Raw genomic sequence first — 23,042 nt, forward strand, 5'->3', positions numbered from 1 at the left:
CGGGGCGTCCGTCGCAGGGCCGTATGCGCTTTCCGATACGCCCACGACACACGCGCGCTCGTAGCATCGGTGACGTGCGCGTACTGATCCTCGAGGACGAACCCCTGATGGCCCGAGCGATCCACGACGGCCTGCGCCTCGAGGCGATCGCCTCCGACATCGCGCCCGACGGGGACGCCGCCCTCGAGCTGCTCAGCGTGAACGCCTACGACATCGCCGTCCTGGACCGCGACGTGCCCGGCCCCTCGGGCGATCAGGTCGCCGAGCACCTCGTCGCGTCGGGAGCCGGCACTCCCGTGCTGATGCTCACCGCCGCGGATCGCCTGGACGACAAGGCCTCGGGCTTCGAGGTCGGCGCCGACGACTACCTCACCAAGCCGTTCGACCTCCGGGAGCTCGTCCTGCGCCTGCGCGCTCTCGACCGGCGGCGCGCCCATCACCGACCACCGGTCACCGAGCTCGCGGGGCTCCGCATCGACCCGTTCCGACGGGAGGTGCATCGCGACGGTCGGTACGTGGCCGTGACCCGCAAGCAGTTCGCCGTCCTCGAGGTGCTCGTCGCCGCCGACGGAGGAGTGGTCAGCGCCGAGCAGCTGCTCGAGCGGGCCTGGGACGAGAACGCCGACCCCTTCACGAACGCCGTCCGCATCACCGTGTCAGCCCTTCGCAAGCGGCTGGGCGAACCGTGGGTCATCGCGACCGTACCGGGCGTCGGCTACAGGATCGACGTCCCTCCCACCCCGGTGGACGACAGCGCACCTCATCGTGGCTAGGCGTCGGGGACCGAGCGCGCGCCTCCGCCTGACGCTCAGCTTCGCCGGGGTCGTCGTCGTCACGGGCGCTCTCCTGCTCGCCGTCGTGTGGCTCTACCTCCTGAGATACGTGCCCCGAACGGTCGACTCCACCTCGGGGTTCGTGCCCGGGCGCGGCGACCTGGTCGACGCGTTCGCACCCCGGGCCGCTCTCGCACTCGTCGTCCTCCTGGTGCTGGGCATGGTCTGCGGATGGCTGCTCGCCGGGCGGTTGCTCGCGCCCCTCGACCGCCTGGCGGAGGCCGCCCGGCTCGTCGGTCAGGGGTCGCTCTCGCACCGAGTGGGCCTCATGGGCCGCTCCGACGAGTTCCGCGAGCTGGCCGACGCGTTCGATGCCATGCTCACCACGGTGGAGGCGCAGGTCGAGTCCCAGCGCCGATTCGCAGCCGACGCCTCCCACGAGCTGCGCACGCCCCTCGCCGTGACGCGGACCCTGCTCGATGTCGCCCGGGAGGACCCGTCACACGACCCGTCGACGCTCGTCGAGCGGCTGAGCGCGATCAACACGCGCGCCGTGAACCTGACGGAGGCCCTGCTGCTGCTGAGCCGAGCCGGTCACCAGCCGCCGACGGGCGAGACCGTCGACCTGTCACTGCTCGCCGAGGAGGCGGTGGAGACCCTGCTGTCTCTGGCGGAGAGGAAGGCGATCACGCTCGAGGCCGCCGGCGACACGGCCGTCACGACCGGGTCGCCCGCCCTTCTGCTCCAGGTCGCGACGAACCTCGTCCACAACGGCGTCGTGCACAATCTGCCCTCGTCCCGGCAGGACTCCATGGACGCGTTCGTCCGCATCCGCACCGGCGTCGACGGCGACCACGTGGTGCTCGAGGTCGAGAGCACCGGCGAGGAGGTCCCGTCCGAGCTGCTGTCGACGCTCACGGAACCGTTCCGGAGAGGGGCCGCGCGCCTCCACGACGACCACGGCGGCACGGGGCTCGGCCTCGCGATCGTGGACGCCGTCGTCCGGGGGCACGGCGGTCGGCTCGACGTCGCAGCACGACCCGGCGGCGGCCTGGTCGTCCGGGTGCGCCTGCCCCGACCCCGACCGGGGACGACGACGGATGTGCCGTCCGCGTAGCGAGGACCGCGAACGCGCCCCTCGGCCCCGCTGCTCCTCGTGGGCCGTCAGCGACCGAGGGTGGCCCGGGGGTACTCGTCGAAGCGTTCGGCGTAGAACGCCGAGAAGCGGCCGAGGTTGCCGAAGCCCCAGCGCTTGGCCACCTCGGACACCTGCGTCTCGTGCGGCGAGGCGGCGAGCAGATCCGCCCGCACCCGATCGAGTCGCACCTGGCGGAGGTAGTTCGCGGGCGACGCCCCCAGATACTCCCGCATGGAGCTCTGCAGGGTGCGGGTGTGGAGTCCGGCCACGGCTGCGATGTCCGCAGGGGTGATCGGCTGGTCGGCGTGCGCGTGGATGTACTCCACCGCGTGCCGGACCCTCGACGCCTGCTGCGTGCGCAGGCTCATCGGGACGTCGACGGCCTGCCACGGAAAGAGATCCAGCAGCGCGCGTGCCAGGACGAGCTGCGCCTCCAGACGGACCAGGGGCGCGGTCGTCTCGGAGACCACGGCGCTGGTCGTCTGCTTCACGGCGGCCCGCCACGCCGCCACGTGATCCGGTCTCGGCGCGACGGTCTGGTCGAAGACGAGTCGCTGCGGCGGCCCGTCATGACGCTCGGTCGCGGTGCTCTCCAGGAACGCCGTGCCGATCTGGACCATGTTGTTGTGCCGCGGAGTCGACTCGAACGAGAACGCGTCCTCGGCGGGCATGAGGAAGGGGACCGAGCCGGTGCTGGTGAATGGCCGACTCCGGTGATGCAGCGTCGTCCGACCGGCCCGGTTCCACGCGACGATGTACTGCCCCGGGAACGGGATCTCGCCCTGCATCGGGGCGGAGAACGTGGACGTCTGCAGGACGAGTCGGTCGTCCCCGGCGAGGACGTAGCTGAACTCGAACTCCCCCGGTGCGCGCTGCGATCGGAACGATCGGCCTCGGTAGAGGGTCTCGATCCTCCTCGTCGCGTCGCCCCGATCGGAGCTGAACTCGTGGACCCGTCGGTACGTGGCCGTGTTCGCGGCGCTGCCGCCGACGGATGCCGGCTTGATGCCGCCGCCCGATTCCAACTCGTCGTCGGGCTCGCTCGTGTAGAAGCTCGGCATGGGGTCCTCTCGATCCTGGTTCCGTGAGGGCGTCCTCGGTGAAGGGACGCCCCATTACTAGACGTGGCCCGAGGGCGAAACGTCACGAATCGATGGAACTCGACTGAGCTTCGTACGCCGGACGGCGCGCGACTGGTCTCCCACGACCCCAGAGAGGGGGCGATTCCCGTTCGTCGTCGGTCGTCGCACCTGGCGTCGGAGCAGCACAGCTCCGTCTCGGACCCGGGGAACGCATCCTCCGACCTGGATTGGCCGCTTCGCGAGTGCCTTCGCCCCCCGGCCTGCGAGCTCCCTGAATCTCGGTGACAGGCGAGAGGGCCTGCACGTCTGAATGATGTGTCCGCATCGCGGACCGCCCCCCCGGGCCACCGGTCAGAGTGGCCCACCGAGAAAGAGGACGATCATGAGCGCCGACGAGACATCACGCGATACGAGCTTCGCGGGCAGGTTCCGTGATCAGCTCGGGAGCCGAGCGGTCGAACCCCTGTTGACGGCGTTCCGAGCCGAGCTCGGAGCTGCGCGTGCGGAGATCGCGGATCGAGCTCGCGGGGCTCGGGCGGGTGCCGTCCTGCTGGCGGCAGGAGCGGTCCTCGGCGTCGTGACGGTCGCGCTTCTGGCCGGCACGGTCGTGTCCGTCCTGTCCCTGACCCTCCCGCTGTGGGCCTCGGCCCTGATCGCCTTCGCGGTCTTCGCCGCCGCGACGGCGGTCGTCGTCGCCGCCGGCCTGCGCGGCGTCCGCCGGGGCGTCCCTCCGGTGCCCGTGGACACGGTGAGGAACCTCGCCTCCTCCCCCGAATGACCTCCGCCCCCGGACGACCTCCCCACCCGATCCCACCCAGAGAGTCCCTCATGCCTCGCAACGCCCCCGTCAGCCGTGCCACCACAGAACAGCGGACTCGACACGCCGAGATCTACACACCGTGGGCGCGGTACGCGTCGGAGGCCTTCGGCGCGTTCCTCCTCGTCCTCGGAGGCGTGGGGACGGCCGTGTTCGCCTCCTCGTTCCCGGACGAGGCCAACACGCTCGGCGTCGGATTCCTCGGAGTCGCTCTGGCCTTCGGGCTCAGCGTGATGGCCGGCATCTACGCCGTCGGCCACATCTCGGGTGGGCACTTCAATCCTGCCGTGACGGTCGGTTTCGCCCTGGCGGGACGGACCTCGTGGTCGCACGTCCCCGGCTACGTCGTCGCGCAACTCGTGGGAGCCGCCGCCGGGGCGAGCGTGATCGCCCTCGTCGCAGCGGACGGGCCCGCCGGCTACTTCACCGCAGCTCGGGCTTCGGGCTTCGCCTCGAACGGCTTCGGCGCCTCCTCGCCCGGTGGATTCGGCCTGGGAGCCGTGCTCGTCACCGAGATCGTGCTCACCGCCGTGTTCGTCGGCGTGATCCTCTCGGTCACGGCCAAGGACGAGTACAAGGCCCTCGCGCCTCTCGCGATCGGACTCACCCTGACCCTGATCCACGTCGTCAGCATCCCGGTCAGCAACACCTCGGTGAACCCGGCGCGCTCGCTCGCCGCAGCCCTCTACGGTGGTCCGACGGCCCTGGGCCAGGTCTGGGTCTTCTTCGTCGCTCCCCTCGCCGGAGCCTGCCTCGCAGGTCTCGCTCACCGCGTCCTCCGCCGCCGGGCCTGACGCGCCTGCGGGGCTGAGCGCCTCGGCCCGACTCGCACCGCGAGGCCCGTCCCTCCCGTACGCTCGCAGCACGATGACGATCCCCGATCCGGACGAGCACAGCCTCGAGGTGCCCAAGGCCGTGCGCGTCGCCGCCCGCGACGACTCGATCACGCCGGTCTGGCTGAACGAGGCCGGCGGGGTCACGTTCCGGCTCGGGGACGGACCCGGCCGGCGCTTCGCCAAGTGGGCGCCGCACGGCTCGGGCCTCGACCTGCACGCCGAGGAGCTCCGACTGCGCTGGGCCGCCGAGTTCACCCCCGTCCCGCGCGTGCTCGAGATCGGCAGCGACGACGACGGCGACTACCTCCTCACCGCGGGCCTGCCCGGCCGATCGGCCGTCGACGCGCGCTGGGTGGCCGCCCCCGAGGCCGCGGTCCGGGCCGCCGGCCGGGGGTTGCGCCTGCTGCACGACGCGTTGCCGGTCGACGAGTGCCCGTTCGGATGGTCGGTGGAGGAACGGATCGCGACGAGCGCGACGGCCCGCACCGCGCCTCCCCGGCTCGGAGATCCGCCCCCGGACGACCTCGTGGTCGTCTGCCACGGCGACGCCTGCGTGCCCAACACCCTCGTGCACGACGACGGCACGTGGGCGGGGCACGTCGACCTCGACGCCCTCGGCGTGGCCGACCGCTGGGCCGACCTCGCCGTCGCCACCATGAGCCTCGAGTGGAACTACGGCCCCGGCTACGAGCGGACCTACCTCGACGCCTACGGCATCGCCGCCGACCCCGTCAGGCTCGCCTACTACCGCGCGCTCTGGAACGCCCTCTGATCGGAGGGATCAGCCGAGGAGGCGCTGACTGAGCTCCCAGAGCCGGTCCGCCTGGTCGGCGTCCAGGGCGTACCCCTTCACGCCGCGACCGGGTGCGTCGTCGCGGAACGGCTCGGCCTCGGCGACGTCCTCGAAGTAGCGGGCGCCGACGCCCTCGACGAGCGGGTGCACGGCGGCGAGCACCGACGTCGCCGCTCCCTGCTGCGTCGACTTGAAGCGCGGGTTCGGGGTGCCGTCGGCGTCGATCCAGCCGCGGTCGATCATCTCCTGCTTCGGCAGGTGGCGCTGCAGCGGCGTGATGATGCCGCCCGGGTGGACGGCGTTCGCCAGCACGCCGTCGTCGGCCCAGCGCGCGGTCACGCCGACCGCGAAGAGGGAGTTCGCCGTCTTCGACTGGCCGTACGCCGACCACGGGTCGTACTCGCGCCGCTCGAACATCACGTCGTCGAACACGACCGGCGAGTAGTGGTGACCGGTCGAGCTGAGCGACACGATCCGCGACGGGGAGCCCGACGCCTGCGCCCCCTCGACCAGGGCGCCGCGGAGCGCGTTCGCGAGCGCGAAGTGGCCGAGGTGGTTGTTGCTGAACTGCAGCTCCCACCCCTCGGGCGTGCGGGTCTCGGGGGTGGCCATGACGCCCGCGTTGTCGATCAGCACGTCGAGCGGACCGTCCCACGCATCGGCGAAGTCCTGGAGGGTGCCGCGCTTCTGCAGGTCGAGGTAGGCGGCCTGGACGGAACCGGCGTCGGTCGACCTGCGGATGTCGGCCAGCGCCTCCTCGGCCTGGTCCATCCGGCGGACCGCGAGCGTCACGTCGGCACCCGCCGCGACCAGGGACCGCGCGGTCTCGATGCCGATGCCGGACGCCGCGCCCGTGACGACGATGCGTCGGCCGGCGAGGTCGAGCCCCTCGACGACCTCGTCGGCGGTGGTCGCGGCGGTGAACGGTGTCGTGATGCGAGTCATGCCGTGAACGCTACGCGCGCGAGATCCACGCCGAGTGGTCGGAAGATGCTCTTCGCTCGGGAACGAGGAGCATCTTCCGACCAGTCGATGGGCGGGATCGGGCGGGATCGGGCGGGATCGCGCGAGAGGGAGCGGCTAGAGCGGCTTCGACTCGCGGATGATGCCGGCGAGCTCGGTCATCTGCGCCGCCTGCGAGGCGTAGTCGAGGGCGGCGCCGGTCCACTCGTGGACCTGGCCCGCGGCCAGCGCGGGGTGCGAGGCGAAGGTCGGCTGCGCCTCCAGGTCGGCCTGCTGGAAGCCCTCGTTGTTCACGAGCAGGACGTCGCCCGTCATCATGTCGGCCGCGTTCTCCCAGCTGTAGATGTCCCAGTAGTAGTAGCCGTCCGGGTTGAGGTCCGTGTAGTCCACCCCGAGGGTGCTGTAGAGCTCGGTCTCGGGCTCGTCCATCGGCTTGGTCACGTAGACGCCGTCCGCGTCGGCGTACATCGAGGTGATCTCGAGGTCGTTCTCCTCGGCGGCGGCCGTGAGATCGGCCGCGGCGGCGTCGTACTCCTCCTTCGCGGCGGCGATGGTCTCGTCGCTCGCGCCGAGCGCCTCGGACAGCGTGTTGATGCTGTCGATGACGTCGCTGCCGGCGCCGCCGACCTCGATCGCCACGACCGGCGCGATCTTCTCGAGCTGCGCCTGCTGCTCGGCGTCGGCCAGACCGTAGTACGGGCCGTCCGTCGCCAGCGTGCCCTCGCGGTCGGTCGGGTAGATGCCGGTGACGATGAGGTCGGGCGCCGTCTCGGCCAGGGCCTCGAGGTCGATCTCGCCGTAGGAGTTCCCCACGATCGCGGTGTCCGAGATGTCGTAGTCGGCGAAGCGCTCGTCGCTCGCGACGTCGAAGCGACCGAACAGGGCGACCGGCGTGATGTCGTAGCTCAGCAGGCCGAGCGCGTAGTCGGTGTAGCTCGCGACCCGCTCGGGGCGCTGGTCGAGCTCGACGGTGCGACCGGTGTCGTCGGTGTAGCTCCACGAGGAGTCCGCGTCGGCGGCGGCGTTGTCGTCACCGCCCGACGACGAGCAGCCGGTGGCGACCAGGGCCACGGCGACGAGAGGGACAGCGAGGCGGAGGGGGCGGCGGAGCGCCGTCGAGATGTTCACAAAAGTAAGGGTAGCCTGCCCTAACTTCCTGACGCTAGTCCGTTACCCGATCGTGCTCCTCGGGGTCCTCGCGTCCCTCGTCGGGGTCGCGCGGCACGACCAGCGGCGCCCCGCTCGTCGGGTCGGGGATGACGAGGGCGTCGAGGTCGAACGCCTCGTGGAGCACCTCGGGCGTCAGCACCTCCCAGGGTGCGCCGTCCGCGAGGATCCGCCCACCGCCGGTCACGACGAGCCGGTCCGAGTACCGCGCCGCCAGCGTCAGGTCGTGCAGCACCATCACGACGGTCGCCCCGCGTCGGCGGTTGATCGACCGCACCAGTCGCAGGATGTCGAGCTGGTGGCTGAGATCGAGGAACGTCGTGGGCTCGTCGAGCAGGATCGTGTCGGCCTGCTGCGCGAGGACCAGGGCCAGCCAGGCGCGCTGCAGCTGCCCGCCCGACAGGGTCGCGACGTCCCGGTCGGCGAGGTCCGCGAGACCGGTCGCGGCGAGGGCCTCGTCGACGGCCGCGGCGTCGCCGACCGCCCAGGGGCGGAGCATGCTCTGGTGCGGATGGCGACCGCGGGACGCCAGGTCGCGCACCGTCGTCGCCGAGGGGGTGAGCGGCTTCTGCGGCAGGATCGCGAGCCGACGCGCCACCTGGCGGGCGCTCCGACCGCGGATCGGCTCGCCGTCGAGCTCGACGACGCCCGCGCTCGGCGTGAGGAGCCGCCCGAACGCCTTGAGGATCGTCGACTTGCCGCTGCCGTTCGCCCCGATCAGCGTCGTCACGGTGCCGCGCTCGATGCGCAGGTCGAGCCCCTCGAAGATGGTCGAGCGCTCGTAGTCGAGCGTCACGCCGCGCAGCTCGAGCGCCGCCGAGCCCGGCGGAGCGGAGCCCGGCGAGGCGGTGGCCGACCCCGGCAGGGCGGCCGTCGACCGCGACCCCCGAGGAGGCGCGGCGCCGGGGGCGAGGGCGGGTCCGGTGGTGGTCATGCGCGTTCGTCCTTCCGATGACGGATCAGCAGCCAGATGAGGTACGGCGCCCCGATGATCGCCGTCAGGATGCCGACCGGCACCTCGCCCGGCAGCAGCGTGCGGGTCACGAGGTCGGCGCCGACGACGATGAGTCCGCCGATCACCGCCGAGCCGACCAGGGGCGGGCGGCCCGTGCCCGTCAGCCGCCGGGCCACCTGCGGCGCGACGAACGCGACGAACTCGAGCGGCCCGGCGGCCGAGACGGCACCCGCGGTGAGCAGCACGGCGCAGACCAGGACGGCGAGCCGGTGGCGCTGCACGGCGACGCCGAGGCCGGTCGAGAGGTCGTCGCCCAGCTGGCTGACGTCGAGCGCCCGCGTCTGCGTCGCCGCGAGCGGAGCGATCACGGCGAGGACGACGACGGCCGGCCAGACGCTCGACCACGACATCCCCGACAGGCTGCCGACCAGCCACTGCGTCGCGGCGGCGGCCTCGGTGATCTGGGCGCGGGCGACGAGGTAGCTGGTCAGCCCGCCGAGCGAGGCGGTCATGCCGATGCCGATCAGGATCAGCCGGTAGCTGTCGATACCGCCGCGCCAGGACAGGCCGTAGACGAGCGCCGATGTCACGAGCGCCCCGAGCACGGCCGCGACCGGCACGCCGAAGCTCAGCAGCCCGCCGGTGACGGCGTAGCCGCCGCCCGCCAGCACGATCGCCGAGACCGCGCCGAGCCCGGCGCCCGAGGTGACGCCGAGGATGTCGGGCGTCGCGAGCGGGTTGCGGGCGAACGTCTGCGTCAGCGCCCCCGCCAGCCCGAGGCAGGCCCCCACGACCACGGCGCCGACCACGCGCGGCAGGCGGAGCTCGAGCACGATGAGCTCCTGTCCGGGGGTCCCGGCGCCGAGGAGGGTCCGCACGACGTCGGTCACGCCGAGCGACGACGACCCGGCCGAGACGGCCAGCACCGCGACGACGGCGAGCACCACGAGGGAGGCGCCGGTCGCGACCACGAGACGGGTGCGGCGGGAGGTGCCGGGCGCGCCTCCTCGACTCCCCGCTCGTCTCGGCGGGCGGGCGTCGGGCCGCGACGGCGCGGTGTCGGGCGCCGGGCCGACGCCCGCGCGGACGGGCGCGCTCACAGGGCGGCCAGCCTGCCGCGGCGGACGATCGAGACGAACACGGCCCCGCCGAGCACCGTCAGCACGACGCCCACCGACACCTCGGCGTTGCCGCCGATCAACCGACCGACCACGTCGCAGGCCAGCAGCACGACCGCGCCGACCAGGGCCGAGGCCGGCAGCAGGCGGTGGTGGTCGCCCCCGACGAGGGAGCGGGCGATGTGCGGGGCGGTCAGCCCGACGAAGCCGATCGGCCCGCTGAGGGCGACCGCGGCGGCGGTGAGCAGCGTGATCGCGCCGAGGCCGACGAGCCGGGCGCGCAGCAGGCTCTCGCCGAGGCCGCGAGCCAGCTCGGCGCCCAGCGCGAGCGTGTTGAGCGACCGGGTGTTGAGCGCCGCGAGCAGCAGCCCGACGAGGGCGAACGGCAGCGCCGCCGCCAGCCCGTCGAGCGATCGGCCCGACAGCGAGCCGACCACCCAGATGCGGTACGCCGCGAGCGTCGACTCGTCGGACAGCACGAGGTACGAGGTGGCCGCCACGAGGAACGCCGAGACGGCCGATCCGGCGATGGCCAGCGGGACCGGGCTGGCGAGCCCGCGGCCGAGCGCCGCCACGGTGAAGACGACGACGCTGGCGACGACCGCGCCGATGAGCGCGAGCCACAGGGTGGTCAGCACCGAGCTGGTGCCGAGCACGTAGACGCCGACGACGACGGCCAGGGAGGCGCCGGCCGAGACCCCGAAGAGGCCCGGGTCGGCGAGGGGGTTGCGCGTCTGACCCTGCATCACGGCGCCGGCGACGCCGAGGCAGCAGCCGACGAAGACCCCGAGCACGGTGCGCGGCACCCGCGAGCCCCAGACGATCGCGTCGACGTCGCGCGCCGGATCGATCAGGTTGGCCAGCACGGTGCCGAGCGGGAGGAGGTTGCTGCCGAGCGCGAGGCTCGCGGCGACCGTCGCGAGGAGGGCGACGGCGAGTGCCGCGAGGGCGAGCACGCCCCGGGAGCGCGGTGCGAGGCTCCCGTGCACGCGGGATCGGGCCTGCACGGGGGCGCCCTCGGCGCCTCGGGCGCCTGGGGTGACGGCGGCGCCCGCGGGGGTGCCGGCGGCGCCTGCGGCGCCTGGGGTACCGGGGTCGCCGGGGGCGCCGGTCGGGTGCGCGGGTGCGGGAGCCGTACGAGTCACGAGGTTAGCGTAGCCTCACCTAACCTCCGGGGCCAGCGCCCATCGCGAGCCGGGTCGCCGTCTCGCGTCGGCCTGGACCTCGAGTGGTCAGAAGATGCTCTTCGCGCGACGACGAAGAGCATCTTCTGACCACTCGACGCGCGGGCGCGGGCGCGGGCGCGAGCGGGCGCGAACGGACGCGGGCGCTCAGCGCAGACGGAGCGCCTGGCGGGGGCAGAGCGCGACGGCGTCGCGGGCCGCGGCGTCGGCCCCGTCCGGGATCAGCACGTCCGAGCGCGACCCGGCCGCCTGTCGCGCCGCCACGGGATACCCCCACTCGTCACGCACGAGCACCTCGGCCAGCAGCTCGGTGCAGAGCCCCCGCCCGTCGCAGCGGGTCCAGTCGATGTGCAGGGTCCGGGAGGCGCGGGCCGGGTCGCCGCGCCGCCCCACCGAGCCGAGGTTCACGGCGCTCATGATCGGGCTCCCGCCACGGGAGCGTGTCCGGCCGGGCCGCGATCGCCGAGGCCGCGCTCGGCGACACCGCGCTCCGCGGAAGCCCGCTCCACGACGCCGCGATCGCCGAGGCCCCGCTCCGCGGCACCGTGCTCCCCGGAACCCCGCTCCGCGGCACCGTGCTCCCCAGAACCCCGCTCCGCGGCACCGTGCTCCCCGGAACCCCGCTCCGCGACACCCCGCTCCGCGACACCCCGCTCCGCGAGACAGCGCCCGGCGAGGTGCGCCTGGACGTCGTCGGCGAAGACCGTCAGCGAGCTCAACACGAGTCGTGCGGTGCCGTCGGGGTGATGGCACGACCCGCGGCCGGCGACGAGGTCGGCCAGGCGGGCGACCTCGGCCGGCAGCCAGGCGGCGGGCTCCCGTCGCGCCAGTCGGCCGAGCACGTCGGCCAGGCGGGGCAGACCGTTGAGGCAGGGGCCGCACTGCCGCGCCGACTGGCCGGCGAGGTACGACGCGATGCCGGCCGCCGCCTCCAGCCCGCACTGATCGATGCGGATCGCGTGCACGATGCCCGCACCGGGGGCGGCGCCGTACGGCGCGAGCGCCTCCCGGGTGAACGGCACGTCGAGCGCCGAGGCCGGCAGCCAGGCTCCGTGGAACCCGCCCACCAGCACCGCCCTCAGCCCGTCGGGGTCGATGCCGGCGGCCGCCACGATGCGGCGGAGGCTCAGGGAGCCGGTCACCTCGAAGACCTGACCGGCGGGGGCGACGGGCACCGCGCCTCCCGGGCTCGCGGGCGCACGGCCGTCACCGCCGCTCACGGTGACGAGGCGGGTCCCCGGATCGTCCGAGGGTCCGATCGAGCGCCACCAGGCCGCGCCGAACCGCGCGATGAGGGCGACGTGCGCGAGAGTCTCGACGTTCTGCACCAGGGTCGGCCGGCCGTGCGCGCCGCTGACCGCGAGGCGCTGCACCCGGTCGGCCGGCAGCGCGGGGCGACCCTCGACGGCCGCGACCGCGGCGCTGGCCTCGCCCGAGAGGAACGTCTCGGGCGCCTCCACCAGCCGCACGAGCAGCGCCGACGCGGCCCGACGTCCGTCCCGGGTGGGCCAACCCGGTCGTCGGGGCCCGCGCCTCCCGGGGGCCCGCTCGTCGAGTCGGACGTCGTCGCGCTCGGCGACCGCACGGGCGAACGAGGGCAGGAGGCGCGCGGTCGTGTACAGGACGATCTCACCCGACCCGATGGTCGCGGCCGCCAGGACGGCGCCGTCGATCACGAGGTGCGGGGCGTGCTCGATCAGCGTCGCGTCCTTGCCGCTCAGGGGCTCGCCCTCGGCGCCGTTCGCGACGACGAGCGGCGAGCCCGACCCGGTACGGGCGGCGCCGGCACGGGCGGACGAGGTGCGGGTCGCGGCGTCGCGGGTGGCGGCGACCTTGCGCCAGAGGGCGACGTGCGCTCCCCCGCGGCCGTCGAGGCCCGAGGTCTCGAGCTCGGCGAGCAGCCCGGGGCCGGCGAGCGCCCACGGCACCGGGCCGAGCGTGGCGAGGTGCGTCGCGAGGTCGGCCGCGGGTGCGGCGAAGAGCCGGCGGGCGCCGAGCGGCGGGGTGACCGGCACCGCACGGCCGGGGGTGCCGGAGGTGGAGGCGCGGGGGGACTCGAGGATCGTCATGAGACCTTCTCCTTGACGCGGTGAGGCAGACGGACACCGCTGTACTCGACGGACCGCGAGGTGAGACGCCACACCACGGCGGCGACGACCGCTGCGGTGCAGACCCCCGCGAGGGTGAGGAACCAGGCCGACCTGCCGTCGGTGCCGGTCCCGACGGCGTGGGCGACGGCGATCGGCCAGAGCACGTACGTGCCCCAGTGGACGACCCGGAACACCCGGCGGCCCACGACGTTGCGCAGCATTCCCGTCACGGCCACGGCGAGGACGAGATCGAAGGCGAGCGTCCCGAGGCCCTGCCAGAACGGCTGGTACGCGGCGACGAACGGGAGCACCGTGTCGACGAGGCGCAGCTGCGCGTACGAGTCGAAGAACAGCGACACGATGTGGATCAGCAGGAACACCGTGGCCGTGAGCGACACGTCGCGGTGCACGAGGGTCACCGCGAAGCGCGGGAGACCCGGCAGCGGGCGGCCCGAGCGGGTCAGGACGCCGAGCACGATCGAGACCGTGAAGAGGACGAGCGCGGCGACGCCGGTGCCCCGGCCGAGCGCCCAGAGCGCGGTGTCCATCAGCGGGCCGCCGTCGGTGCGGCGGCGGGCTCGGCGGGCCAGGCGCCGGTGGTCACGACGCGGCCGCGGCTGTCGACCAGTCGTGCGGAGACGCCGTGCTCGCGCAGCCACGGGACGGCCCGGAGGCCCCGCACGACGGCGGCCGTCGAGAACGTGTTGGCGACGAGACAGCTCGGCGCGGCGACGCTGACGCTGCGCCAGACCGGTGCCGCCGGCACACCCCAACGCGGATCGAGGATGTGGTGCACCGGACGCCCGCCGCTGACCCACCGCCGCTTCTGCGTGCTCGAGGTCGCGACGGCGTGCCCCGAGGGGATCGCCACGTGCGCCTCCGGGTCGGCGGGCAGGTCGCGGACGGTGATCTCCCAGGCGCGCGAGGCCGGTCCCGCCGCGGTGCCGGGCCGCGCTGCGGTGCCGGGACCCGCGGTGGCGCCGGGACCCGCTGTGGCGATGTCCCCGCCGAGCGAGACGAGCACGCCGCAGCCGAGCTCGGTGAGGACGCGTGCGGCGATCAGGTCGGCGGCCACGGCCTTGGCGGTCGCGCCGAGGTCGAGACGCACGCCGGCCGGCACGGTCAGGAGGCGCCCGCGCAGTCGCACCTGCCGCCAGACGTCGCCCCGGTGCCGCCCGGTCGCGAGGGTGACGCCCTCGGTGAGGGTGCCGGCCTCCGGCTCGGCCGTGTTCCACGGGGTGTCGTCGCCGGCCGCGAGACCGAGGTCCGCGAGCTCGGCGCCGAGGGTCGGGTCGACGTCGCCCGCGCTCATCTCGGCCGCGTCGAGCGCGGAGCCGACGAGCAGGGCGAGCAGCTCGCTCACGACCACGCCCTCGGGCAGCCGGTCGGCGAGACGCGAGAGCTCGGACTCGGTCGAGAAGCGGTCGCACGCGGCGGCCACGCGGTCGGTGATCTCGTCGGCGATCGAGGAGGCGCGGTCGAGCATCGCCGCGTCGGTCACCACGAGTCGCGCGGTCGTCGTCCAGACGGTCCAGTCGCGCGAGGCCGCGGCGGTCGTGGTCGTGGTCGTCATGAGGTCACGACCCCGAGCTCGTCGCGTCGGAACCGCCGCCGGTGCTCGGCTGCACCGAGGTGCCGCTGCCGCTCGAGCTGCCCGAGTCGCTGCTCGTACCCGAGTCGCTGCTCGTGCCCGAGTCGCTGCTCGTGCCGGAACCGCTGCTGCTCGTGCCCGTCTCGCTGCTCGTGCCGGAGCTCGCGTCTGCGGCACCCGAGCCGGTCGAGGTGCTGGTCGACGAGCCCGCCGTCGAGTCGGCGTCCTGCCCGGCGACCCAGAGGGCCCCGCCCGTGGCTGCCGTGATGACGAGGGCCGAGGCCCCGACGGCGACGGTGACGCCGCGTGCGCGGCGTCGTCCTGACGTTCTGTTGTCCATGGGGCCTCCGGTCGATGTGGAGTCGAGCATCCCTCCCCGACCTCGCAGCACCCTTTCGGCCGTCTATGAGAACGCCATGCGCCTCCTCCGCCTCACCTCCACGTCGAGCCCGCCCCGCATCGAGTGGTCAGAAGATGCTCGTCATCCGCGGATGACGAGCATCTTCAGACCACTCGACGCGCTGGACGGGCGCGAGCCAGCGCGAGCGAACGTGAGCGCGCGAGCTAGCGCGAGCGAACGAGAGCGCGCAAGCTAGCGCGAGCGAGCGTGCGAGAGCGAGCGCTCTCGCGCGCGCTACCCCTTGTCGTCGACGCGCCCGGCGCGGCGAGCGCGCAGCCGACGCGTCAGCCCGACGGCGTACACGACCGCGGCGACGTAGTGGCCGATCAACCCGACGACGAGCACGACGTAGCTGATCAGCGCGGCACCCTGCCCGACGGCCTCGAGCCCGTCCGCTCCGGACGAACGCCCCTGGCTGATCATCGCCACGCCGACGAGCAGCAGGAGCAGCCCCGTGAAGATGAAGGCCGTCCGGACCTTGCCGATCCAGGTCACCGGGAACGACGCTCCGCCGAAGGCGACCAGCGACACGAGGCTCAACACGACGTCGGGCAGCAGGATCAGCACGAACACCGGCCAGGTGAGCAGGCCGCCGAGCGCGAAGGCCGCGACGACGGCGATCACGGTCAGCCGGTCGGCCACCGGGTCGAGCCACTTGCCCAGCTCGGAGATAGCTCCCGTGCGCCGGGCCACGAAGCCGTCGACGAAATCGGTGAGGAACACGACGGCGATGACCACCATCGACGACCAGTAGTGCTCGTCGACGATCAGCACGATGAAGACCGGCAGCAGCACGAGCCGGAGGAGCGTGATCGCGTTCGGCACGGTCCGCCACTCGTCCTGGCGGAACAGTCGGTCGACGAGCGTCACGCGGCGTCCTCTCGGGCTGACGTCGTCTCGGCCGACGACGGTCTCAGTGGGTCGATCTTACGGGGCCGACCCGCGCCTCCTCGGCTGCCCTCGGGCGGACCCGGCCGGCCCGGCCGGTCAGCCGCCGTAGCCGCGCAGACTGCTGGACACGACCTGGCCTTCGACGTAGAGGTAGCAGCTGACCTCGCGGTCGCCCGCCGCCCAGCCCTCCTCGGTCGGCTGCAGGAAGTCGTACGAGAGGACCGAGTCCTCGTAGTCGACGCCGACGAACGCGGGGAACGCCTCGTAGCAGAGATCGTCGGACTCGGTCGCGAGCGCGTCGACGCCGGGGAACGTCGCGTCGGTCAGATCGGTCTCGTAGAAGATCTCGCTCTCGTGCTCGGCGGTGCACGCCACGCGCTCGACCTCGACCACGACTCCCCCGGTCGTGCCGGCGCCGAACGAGAAGCAGTCGCCCTGGCGGAGCTCGCCCACGGCCGTGCCGGTGCCCGAGCCCGTTCCGCCGCCGGTGCCGCTCCCGCTGTCGACCCCGGCTCCGGTGCCGGTGCCGCCGGCCGAGTCGATCGCCCCTCGGACCGCCCGGATCAGCCCCACCGACGAGAGCCCCAGCATGAGGATGACGACCACGGCCACCACGGCCACGAGCGGTCCGCGACGCCGCATGCGCAGGGGTCGGCCGCTGCCCTCGGGCGACGGGGCCCACGACGGGTCGGGACCGTACGCCTGATCCCGGGGCACGTACGGCGCCGGGGCCGCCACGCCGAACGCGGCGGGGGCGGGGATCGCAGGAGGCGCGGGTCGGCGACCCGAGACGAAGGGGGCGTCCGCCTCGCCCGGCCCCACCGCGTCCACCCAGCGCCAGATCGATGCGACGACCGCCTCCGCGACGAGCGACTGGTCGCTGTGGAGCGGCAGCCCGAGCCGGTCGACCGAGCGGTCGGCCACCGGGGTGATCCCCGTGTCGTCGGCGGAGAGGCCGGCGACGAACCAGTCGCGTCCGTCGTCGGCGAGGTCGAGGTAGAGACGATGCCCCAGTCGCATGCGGAGCGTCGCGGAGCCCGGCGCGTAGTCGGACTGTCGACCGGCGATCTCGATGCCGGGCAGAGCCTGCCGGAGGCGGGCGGCCAGCTGCTCGAACAGCGGCGGCAGGTACGAGTACGTCACGGTCTTCTCCTCGCGGCCGATCCGGTGCCGCTCGGGCATCGTATCCGCCCCCGGGTGCGGACACCCCGGGAGGCGGTCCGGCCGCAAGGACCCCGGGAGACGACCGGGCGAGAACGCGATGGGAGACGGCCCGGGCGAAGGCACCCCGGAGACGACCGCACCCCGGCGTCGGACACGAGTGCTCGTGCGCGACGCCGGGGTGCGAGGCGGTTCCGGGGCGCGAGGCGCCCGGGGCGGCCGTCCGACGCGGAGGTCGGCGGGCCGGTGCCGGGTCAGCGGGTGACGGACTCCAGCGCGGGGTAGTCGGTGTAGCCCTCGGCGCCCTCGCCGTAGAACGTGGCCGGGTTCGGCTCGTTCAGCTCGGCGCCGCGCTCCCAGCGGGCGACGAGGTCGGGGTTGGCGATGGCGAGACGGCCCACGGCGACGGCGTCGGCGTGGCCGCCCTCGACCAGGTCGCGAGCCTCGGCCAGGTCGGTGACCGTGCCGAACCCGCTGTTCAGGATGACGTTGCCGTCGAAGCGGCGACGCAGACGCTGGACGAGCTCGCCCCGCGGGTCGGAGTGCAGCACGCTGAGGTACGCCAGGCCGAGGGGGGCGAGGCCGTCGACGAGGGCGTCGTACGTGGCGGTGACGTCGTCGAGGTCGGTCTCGACGACGTCCTGGATGTTGTGCATCGGCGAGATGCGGATGCCGACGCGGCCGGCGCCGATGGCGTCGGCGACGGCGGTCGCGGTCTCGATGCCGAGGCGGGCGCGGTTCGCGGGGCTGCCGCCGAAGTCGTCGGTGCGGACGTTCGACACGGGCGACAGGAACTCGTGCAGCAGGTAGCCGTTGGCGCTGTGGATCTCGACGCCGTCGAGGCCGGCCTCGAGGACGGCGCGCTTGGACGCGGTGACGATGTCGGCGACGACCTGCTGGACCTCGTCGACGGTCAGGGCGTGCGGCACCGGGAAGTCGCGCTTGCCCTCGGGCGTGCGGACGACGCCGTCGATGGCGACCGCGCTCGGCCCGACGATGCGGTCGGTCCCGGTCACCTCGGGGTGCGACACACGACCGCCGTGCATGACCTGCATGACGATGGTGCCGCCCTTGGCGTGCACCTCGTCGGCGACGCGCTTCCAGCCGGCGACCTGCTCGTCGGTGACGATGCCGGGCTGGCCGGTGTAGGCCTTGCCCTCCTGCGTGGGCCAGGTGCCCTCGGTGACGATGAGGCCCAGCGTGGCCCGCTGTCCGTAGTGCTCGACCGGGAGGTCGCCGGGCACGTCGCCTTCGCTCGCGCGGACGCGGGTCAGCGGCGCCATGGTGACGCGGTTCGAGAGCACGAGGTCGCCGAAGGTGGCGGAGGAGAACAGGTCCACAGGGGGGTCCTTTCGTCGGGGGGATGTCGACGTGCGACGAGGCGCACCCCGGACCGAACCCACGACACGTCGACGGCATTCCGGAGGCGCGGGTCACCGCCCGAGGTCCGCAGCACCTTCACAGGTCGGCACCGCGGAACCCGCCGGCGAGGGGTCAGTCGCGGTCGCGACCGCCGTCGAAGCCGGCGCGGACGGCCGCGATGTCGTCGGAGCCGTGTCCGCGCTCGGAGGCGGAGGCGTAGACCGTCGCGAGGGCGTCGAGCAGCGTCGGGTCGAACGTCGACGGGGCGGCGGCGCGCATCAGGTCGATGTCCTTCCGCAGGCCGTCGAGGGCGAACTGGGTCGGGTAGTCGCCTGCGATCATGGTCGCGCCCTTGATGTGCGCGTACGGGGTGTCGGCCTGTCCGCCCGAGATGGCGTCGAGGAACAGCTGCGGGTCGAGACCGAGCGACTCGGCCAGCGCGACCGACTGCGCTGTCGCCGCCGTGACGCTCGCGATCCACGCGTTGGCGGCGAGCTTCAGCGCGGTGCCCTGGCCGACCGTGTCGCCCGCCGCGATCGTCTTGGCGCCCATCGCGTCGAGGACGGGCCGCGCACGCTGGACCAGGTCGGAGGCGCCGGCGGCGAGCATGACGAGCTTCCCCTCGGCCGCGGGCTTCCTGGTGCCGAGCATCATCGCCTCGATCAGGTCGACCCCCGCCGATCGCGCCTTCTCGACCACCTGCCCGGTGGCCTCGACCCCGATGGTGCTCGCCTGCACCCAGACGGCCGTGGCCGGAGCGCTCGAGGCGGCCGCGTCGAGCACGTCGAGCACCGCGTCGCCGTCGAAGAGGACGAGCAGGACGACGTCGGCGCCCGTCACCGCCTCGGCGACGGTGCCGACCACGGCGACGCCGTCGGCCGTGAGCGGTTCGGCCTTCTCCCGCGTGCGGTTCCACGCCGTGACGTCGTGCCCCTCGCGCGTCAGCGAGCGCGCGACGCCCTGACCCATGATCCCCGTGCCGAGTACCGCGACCCTCATCGTCTCGTCCGCTCCTCCCGGGCCCGCTGGCCCGCGTCGTCTCTGCTGTCCGGCGGTGGCAGGCTGCCCCGTCGGTCACCGAACCTACGCTCGCGGCCCGACCCGCGCCTCCTCGGCTCCGTGGGGTGTGGACGGTGCCACGAGGCCGCCGCGTGGGGAGGGAGGCGCGGGTCAGTCGAGGGGGGTCGGGTCCGACCGGGTCGGGGCGGATCGCTCGGCGCACCCGCTCGACGACCGACGCGGCGGGCGGGTCGTTGTACGAGCCGGCCTCGACCTGACCGCTGAGGTCGCGGATGGCCGCCATGATCTCGTCGGTCGCGTGCCGTCGTGCCCTGCCCGACGAGGCGGCGCCGTGGTGCGACAGGTCGAGCGGCTCGCCGAAGGCGACCGTGAACCGACGGAGGCGCGGCACGCTCGAGCCCACCGGCTGCAGCTCGTCCGTGCCGATCAGGCCCACCGGCACGACCGGTGCCCCGCTGGTCAGCGCGAGCCAGGCGACGCCGGTGCGTCCGCGATAGAGCCGCCCGTCGAGCGAGCGGGTGCCCTCGGGGTAGATGGCGAAGGCGTCGCCGGCCGTCAGGCGCTCCAGGCCGAGGTCGAGGGCCTGCTGCGCCGCGGCCCCGGCGCCGCGTTCGACGCCGATCGCGCCGATGCCGGAGAAGAAGGCTCGACTCAGGCGACCTCGCGCGCCCCGGCCGGTGAAGTAGGCGTTCTTCGCGAGGAACGACACCCGCCGCCGGGCCATCAGGGTGATGACGACGCTGTCCATGAACGACAGGTGGTTGCTCGCGAGGATGACGGCGCCGGTGCGCGGGACGTTGCGACGACCGAGGATGCGGGGCCGCCAGAACAGCCGCACGAGCGGTGCGAGGAACGCGCGACTGAGGAATGTGAGCACGCTCCACTCTGTCGCACGTCCCATGCGCCACCCGGCATACGACGACGGGTGACCGCCGAGGTCACCTGCACCCGTCGGCCGGCGTCGGCGGGTGAGGTGCGACGGGGACAACGGGTGTCCCCTGCAAAGAGGATTGCCGACGAACCCCGCTCGCTCCTATGCTCGCCCCCGTGGGGAACGAGACGAGACGACGGGCACCGCGGGGGACGCGGCGGCTCAGAGGCACGACCGCGAGACCGGGGCCGGCCGCGCCACCGCGCGTGGCGGACGGACCGGCGGACGCCGTGCGGCCGCTGCCGACGACGCCGTCGCGCGTGACGGACGGCCCGGCGGATGCCGTCCTGCCGCTGCCGCCGGGCAGGGTGCGACGGATCGGGTACGTGCTGTCGCCGGTCGTGCACGCGCTCTGCGCCGCCCTCGCCATCGTCGGCGCGATCGTCACGACGGACGCGATCGGTCGGGTCGCCGCCACCGTCGCGACCCTGCTCTACGTGTCGTCGGGGCTCCTGTCACTGGTCACGACGGTCATGATCGTCGTGGTCCGGTCGCGCGTCACGCGCGGCGGACCCCGACCGCCGGTCGTCGTGCCCCTCGTGTACGCGCTCAGCCCCATCGCGGCGGCCCTGCTGCTCGCCGCCGCCTACGTGTCGCGACTGAACGGCGGACCGTTCGTCGGCGGCTGGGCGGGCATGTTCGTCACGACCCTGTCGCTCGTCCTGCTCTCGCGGCGGCTGAAGCTGCAGGGCTCCGGCGATCAGCGCCAGTCGTCGGGTGGCACGCTCTCGTCGTAGGGGTCGAACGGGGGCTCGTCGTACGACGGGTGCTCGTCGACCGGGACGTCGTCGACCGCGGGCTCGGCGAAGGACGGACGCGGTGCGCCCGACCCGCCGCCACGCGACGGTGCCGCGCCGCCGCCGGTCGCCGCAGCCGCCGCGGCCTCCTCGGGTGACGTGCCGGCCACGACGTCGAGCACCTGCTGGCCGTACGTGTCGAGCTTCTTCTGACCGACGCCGCTGATGGTCGACAGCTGGTCGGACGAGGTCGGTCGAGCCGACGCGATGCCGCGCAGCGTCGCGTCGCCGAAGACGACGTAGGCGGGCACCCCCTGCGCCCTGGCGATGCCGGCCCGCCATTGCCGCAACGTCTCGAAGAGGGGCTGGTCGGCCGCCGACAGGTCGGCCGCGCCGGCGCCGGTCCGCGAGCCGCGCGAACCCGATCGCGCCCGCGCGGGTCGCGCCGCACGCTCGGGTTCCTTGCGCAGCCGCACCGGACGCGTCCCCGACAGCACCTCGGCGGCGGCGTCGGTGATCAGCAGGGTGCCGTAGCCGTCGGGCGAGACGGCCAGCACGCCCTGCGCGAGCAGCTGACGGACGACGCCGCGCCACTCGATCTCGGACAGCTCGGAGCCGATGCCGAAGGTGGCGAGCTGCTCGTGCCGGTTCTGCGTGATGCGCGGCGTGGTCTTGCCCAGCAGGATGTCGATGATCTGACCCGCGCCGAACTGCTGGTCGCGTTCGCGCTTGAGGCGGACGACGGTCGAGAGCAGCTTCTGCGCCGGCACCGTGCCGTCGATCGCCTGAGGCGGGGTGAGGCAGGTGTCGCAGTTGTGACACGGCGTGCTGGCCTGGCCGAAGTAGCCGAGCAGCTGCACGCGACGGCACTCGACGGTCTCGCACAACGCGAGCATGGCGTCGAGGTGGGCGCTCAGTTTGCGCCGGTGCTCGGCGTCGCCCTCGGACTGGTCGATCATGCGTCGCTGCTGCATGACGTCCTGCAGGCCGTACGCGAGCCACGCCGTGGACGGCAGCCCGTCGCGCCCGGCACGCCCGGTCTCCTGGTAGTACCCCTCGACCGACTTGGGCAGGTCGAGGTGGGCGACGAACCGGACGTCGGGTTTGTCGATGCCCATGCCGAACGCGATGGTGGCGACCATGACGATGCCGTCCTCGCGGAGGAACCGCGACTGGTTGCGGGCTCGCGTGCCGGCGTCGAGACCGGCGTGGTACGGCAGCGCCGCGATGCCCTGCTTGACGAGGAACTCGGCCGTGCCCTCGACGGACTTCCGCGACAGGCAGTAGACGATGCCCGCGTCGCCGTCGTGCTCGGACCGGATGAACCGGAGCAGCTGCTGCTGGGGGCCGTCTTTGGCCTCGATGCGGTACTGGATGTTCGGGCGGTCGAAGTCGGCGACGAAGTGCGCGGCGTCGTCGAGCTCGAGGCGGGCCGAGATCTCGCGGTGGGTGGTCTCGGTGGCGGTCGCGGTGAGCGCGATGCGCGGCACGTCGGGCCAGCGCTGGTGGAGCACCGAGAGCTCGAGGTAGTCGGGGCGGAAGTCGTGACCCCACTGGGCGACGCAGTGCGCCTCGTCGATGGCGAAGAGCGAGATCCGACCGCGGTCGAGGAGGTTCTTGGTCGAGTCGAGCTTGAGCCGCTCGGGCGCCAGGTAGAGCATGTCGAGCTCGCCCGCGACGAAGGCCCGCTCGACCTCGCGTCGGGTGTCGGGGTCCTGCGTCGAGTTGAGGAACTCGGCGCGGACGCCGACGGCCTCGAGGGCGTCGACCTGGTCTTGCATCAGCGCGATGAGCGGCGACACCACGATCCCCGTGCCGTCTCGGACGAGGGCCGGCACCTGATAGCAGAGCGACTTGCCGCCACCGGTGGGCATCAGCACGAGGGCGTCGCCGCCGCCGACCACCTGGTCGATGATCGCGGCCTGCTGACCGCGGAAGGCGTCGTAGCCGAACACCCGGTGGAGGACCTCGAGCGGGGCGGCGGAGCCCGGCTGGGCGACGGCGGAGGCGGTGGGAGCGTTGGTCACCAGGCG

Annotated in this window: 23 protein-coding genes and 1 pseudogene; 7 read left to right on the top strand and 17 right to left on the bottom strand. The window is 73.6% G+C overall.

Annotation, left to right across the window (positions count from 1 at the left end; genetic code table 11):
- The first annotated feature begins 74 nt into the window (after positions 1-74).
- On the top strand, positions 75-773 hold the full coding sequence (locus FFA01_RS09815; RefSeq protein WP_146855585.1) for a response regulator transcription factor: 699 nt from the start codon (positions 75-77) through the stop codon (positions 771-773).
- Positions 766-1,890, top strand: coding sequence for a sensor histidine kinase (locus FFA01_RS09820; protein ID WP_146855587.1), 1,125 nt, complete (start codon positions 766-768; stop codon positions 1,888-1,890). The genes FFA01_RS09815 and FFA01_RS09820 overlap by 8 nt, the downstream gene beginning before the upstream one ends.
- Positions 1,891-1,937: 47 nt before the next feature.
- Here FFA01_RS09820 and FFA01_RS09825 read toward each other — a convergent pair whose 3' ends face one another.
- Positions 1,938-2,972 (bottom strand): helix-turn-helix transcriptional regulator, encoded by a 1,035-nt coding sequence (locus tag FFA01_RS09825; RefSeq protein ID WP_146855589.1) that lies wholly within the window; start codon positions 2,970-2,972, stop codon positions 1,938-1,940.
- Positions 2,973-3,375: 403 nt separating this feature from the next.
- Here FFA01_RS09825 and FFA01_RS09830 point away from each other — a divergent pair, with 403 nt between their 5' ends.
- The 3 genes from FFA01_RS09830 (at position 3,376) to FFA01_RS09840 (ending at position 5,418) form a co-directional block, all read left to right on the top strand.
- A complete protein-coding gene (locus FFA01_RS09830) occupies positions 3,376-3,771 on the top strand; it encodes a phage holin family protein (RefSeq protein WP_167627336.1) in 396 nt (131 codons plus the stop codon).
- A 50-nt stretch (positions 3,772-3,821) separates the two neighbouring features.
- On the top strand, positions 3,822-4,604 hold the full coding sequence (gene aqpZ, locus FFA01_RS09835) for an aquaporin Z (RefSeq protein ID WP_146855593.1): 783 nt from the start codon (positions 3,822-3,824) through the stop codon (positions 4,602-4,604).
- A 73-nt stretch (positions 4,605-4,677) separates the two neighbouring features.
- The gene (locus FFA01_RS09840) at positions 4,678-5,418 is read left to right on the top strand and encodes an aminoglycoside 3'-phosphotransferase (RefSeq protein ID WP_146855595.1); all 741 of its coding nucleotides are present in this window, start codon (positions 4,678-4,680) and stop codon (positions 5,416-5,418) included.
- Between the two features lie 9 nt (positions 5,419-5,427).
- Here the strand turns inward: FFA01_RS09840 and FFA01_RS09845 are convergent, their stop codons facing one another.
- The 14 genes from FFA01_RS09845 to FFA01_RS09910 all read right to left on the bottom strand — a co-directional run bounded on the left by FFA01_RS09845 (position 5,428) and on the right by FFA01_RS09910 (position 19,320).
- Positions 5,428-6,384 carry an SDR family NAD(P)-dependent oxidoreductase gene (locus FFA01_RS09845; RefSeq protein ID WP_146855597.1) on the bottom strand — a complete coding sequence of 319 codons (957 nt, stop codon included), beginning with the start codon at positions 6,382-6,384 and terminating at the stop codon, positions 5,428-5,430.
- A gap of 135 nt (positions 6,385-6,519) precedes the next feature.
- The gene (locus FFA01_RS09850; RefSeq protein ID WP_146855599.1) at positions 6,520-7,530 is read right to left on the bottom strand and encodes an ABC transporter substrate-binding protein; all 1,011 of its coding nucleotides are present in this window, start codon (positions 7,528-7,530) and stop codon (positions 6,520-6,522) included.
- A 34-nt stretch (positions 7,531-7,564) separates the two neighbouring features.
- A complete protein-coding gene (locus FFA01_RS09855) occupies positions 7,565-8,503 on the bottom strand; it encodes an ABC transporter ATP-binding protein (protein WP_146855601.1) in 939 nt (312 codons plus the stop codon).
- A complete protein-coding gene (locus tag FFA01_RS09860; protein WP_146855603.1) occupies positions 8,500-9,624 on the bottom strand; it encodes a FecCD family ABC transporter permease in 1,125 nt (374 codons plus the stop codon). Before FFA01_RS09860 ends, FFA01_RS09855 begins: the two co-directional genes overlap by 4 nt.
- Positions 9,621-10,787 carry a FecCD family ABC transporter permease gene (locus FFA01_RS09865; protein WP_244289790.1) on the bottom strand — a complete coding sequence of 389 codons (1,167 nt, stop codon included), beginning with the start codon at positions 10,785-10,787 and terminating at the stop codon, positions 9,621-9,623. The genes FFA01_RS09860 and FFA01_RS09865 overlap by 4 nt, the downstream gene beginning before the upstream one ends.
- Before the next feature lie 186 nt (positions 10,788-10,973).
- The gene (locus FFA01_RS09870; RefSeq protein ID WP_146855605.1) at positions 10,974-11,243 is read right to left on the bottom strand and encodes a ferredoxin; all 270 of its coding nucleotides are present in this window, start codon (positions 11,241-11,243) and stop codon (positions 10,974-10,976) included.
- The gene (locus FFA01_RS09875; RefSeq protein ID WP_146855607.1) at positions 11,240-12,895 is read right to left on the bottom strand and encodes an NADH-ubiquinone oxidoreductase-F iron-sulfur binding region domain-containing protein; all 1,656 of its coding nucleotides are present in this window, start codon (positions 12,893-12,895) and stop codon (positions 11,240-11,242) included. The genes FFA01_RS09870 and FFA01_RS09875 overlap by 4 nt, the downstream gene beginning before the upstream one ends.
- The gene (locus FFA01_RS09880) at positions 12,892-13,464 is read right to left on the bottom strand and encodes a ferric reductase-like transmembrane domain-containing protein (RefSeq protein WP_146855609.1); all 573 of its coding nucleotides are present in this window, start codon (positions 13,462-13,464) and stop codon (positions 12,892-12,894) included. The genes FFA01_RS09875 and FFA01_RS09880 overlap by 4 nt, the downstream gene beginning before the upstream one ends.
- Positions 13,464-14,489, bottom strand: a complete 1,026-nt coding sequence (locus FFA01_RS09885; protein WP_146855612.1) for an FAD:protein FMN transferase — start codon at positions 14,487-14,489, stop codon at positions 13,464-13,466. The genes FFA01_RS09880 and FFA01_RS09885 overlap by 1 nt, the downstream gene beginning before the upstream one ends.
- A 4-nt stretch (positions 14,490-14,493) precedes the next feature.
- Entirely contained in the window at positions 14,494-14,847 is a 354-nt protein-coding gene (locus tag FFA01_RS09890) for a hypothetical protein (protein WP_146855614.1), read from the bottom strand.
- A gap of 294 nt (positions 14,848-15,141) precedes the next feature.
- Complete coding sequence (locus FFA01_RS09895; protein ID WP_146855616.1) at positions 15,142-15,777, bottom strand: CDP-alcohol phosphatidyltransferase family protein; 636 nt, start codon at positions 15,775-15,777, stop codon at positions 15,142-15,144.
- Positions 15,778-15,894: 117 nt separating this feature from the next.
- Positions 15,895-16,980: a septum formation family protein gene (locus FFA01_RS09900; RefSeq protein ID WP_146855617.1), complete on the bottom strand. Its 1,086-nt coding sequence runs from the start codon at positions 16,978-16,980 to the stop codon at positions 15,895-15,897.
- 233 nt (positions 16,981-17,213) lie between these two features.
- A complete protein-coding gene (locus FFA01_RS09905) occupies positions 17,214-18,299 on the bottom strand; it encodes an alkene reductase (RefSeq protein ID WP_146855619.1) in 1,086 nt (361 codons plus the stop codon).
- Between the two features lie 154 nt (positions 18,300-18,453).
- A complete protein-coding gene (locus FFA01_RS09910; RefSeq protein ID WP_146855622.1) occupies positions 18,454-19,320 on the bottom strand; it encodes an NAD(P)-dependent oxidoreductase in 867 nt (288 codons plus the stop codon).
- Positions 19,321-19,622: 302 nt separating this feature from the next.
- On the opposite strand from FFA01_RS09910, the gene FFA01_RS16470 reads away from it, so the two are divergent.
- Positions 19,623-19,838: a hypothetical protein gene (locus FFA01_RS16470; protein ID WP_371859201.1), complete on the top strand. Its 216-nt coding sequence runs from the start codon at positions 19,623-19,625 to the stop codon at positions 19,836-19,838.
- Here FFA01_RS16470 and FFA01_RS16475 read toward each other — a convergent pair.
- Positions 19,832-20,242: pseudogene (locus FFA01_RS16475) on the bottom strand (lysophospholipid acyltransferase family protein); the annotation flags it as partial. The gene FFA01_RS16470 and the pseudogene FFA01_RS16475 sit on opposite strands and share 7 nt — an antisense overlap.
- A gap of 236 nt (positions 20,243-20,478) precedes the next feature.
- Here FFA01_RS16475 and FFA01_RS09920 point away from each other — a divergent pair.
- The gene (locus FFA01_RS09920) at positions 20,479-21,009 is read left to right on the top strand and encodes a hypothetical protein (RefSeq protein WP_146855624.1); all 531 of its coding nucleotides are present in this window, start codon (positions 20,479-20,481) and stop codon (positions 21,007-21,009) included.
- Here FFA01_RS09920 and recQ read toward each other — a convergent pair.
- On the bottom strand, positions 20,973-23,036 hold the full coding sequence (gene recQ, locus FFA01_RS09925) for a DNA helicase RecQ (protein ID WP_146855627.1): 2,064 nt from the start codon (positions 23,034-23,036) through the stop codon (positions 20,973-20,975). The genes FFA01_RS09920 and recQ overlap by 37 nt on opposite strands.
- Positions 23,037-23,042: the final 6 nt, after the last annotated feature.

The organism is Frigoribacterium faeni, from assembly GCF_007988805.1.
In the GTDB taxonomy this organism is placed as follows: domain Bacteria; phylum Actinomycetota; class Actinomycetes; order Actinomycetales; family Microbacteriaceae; genus Frigoribacterium; species Frigoribacterium faeni.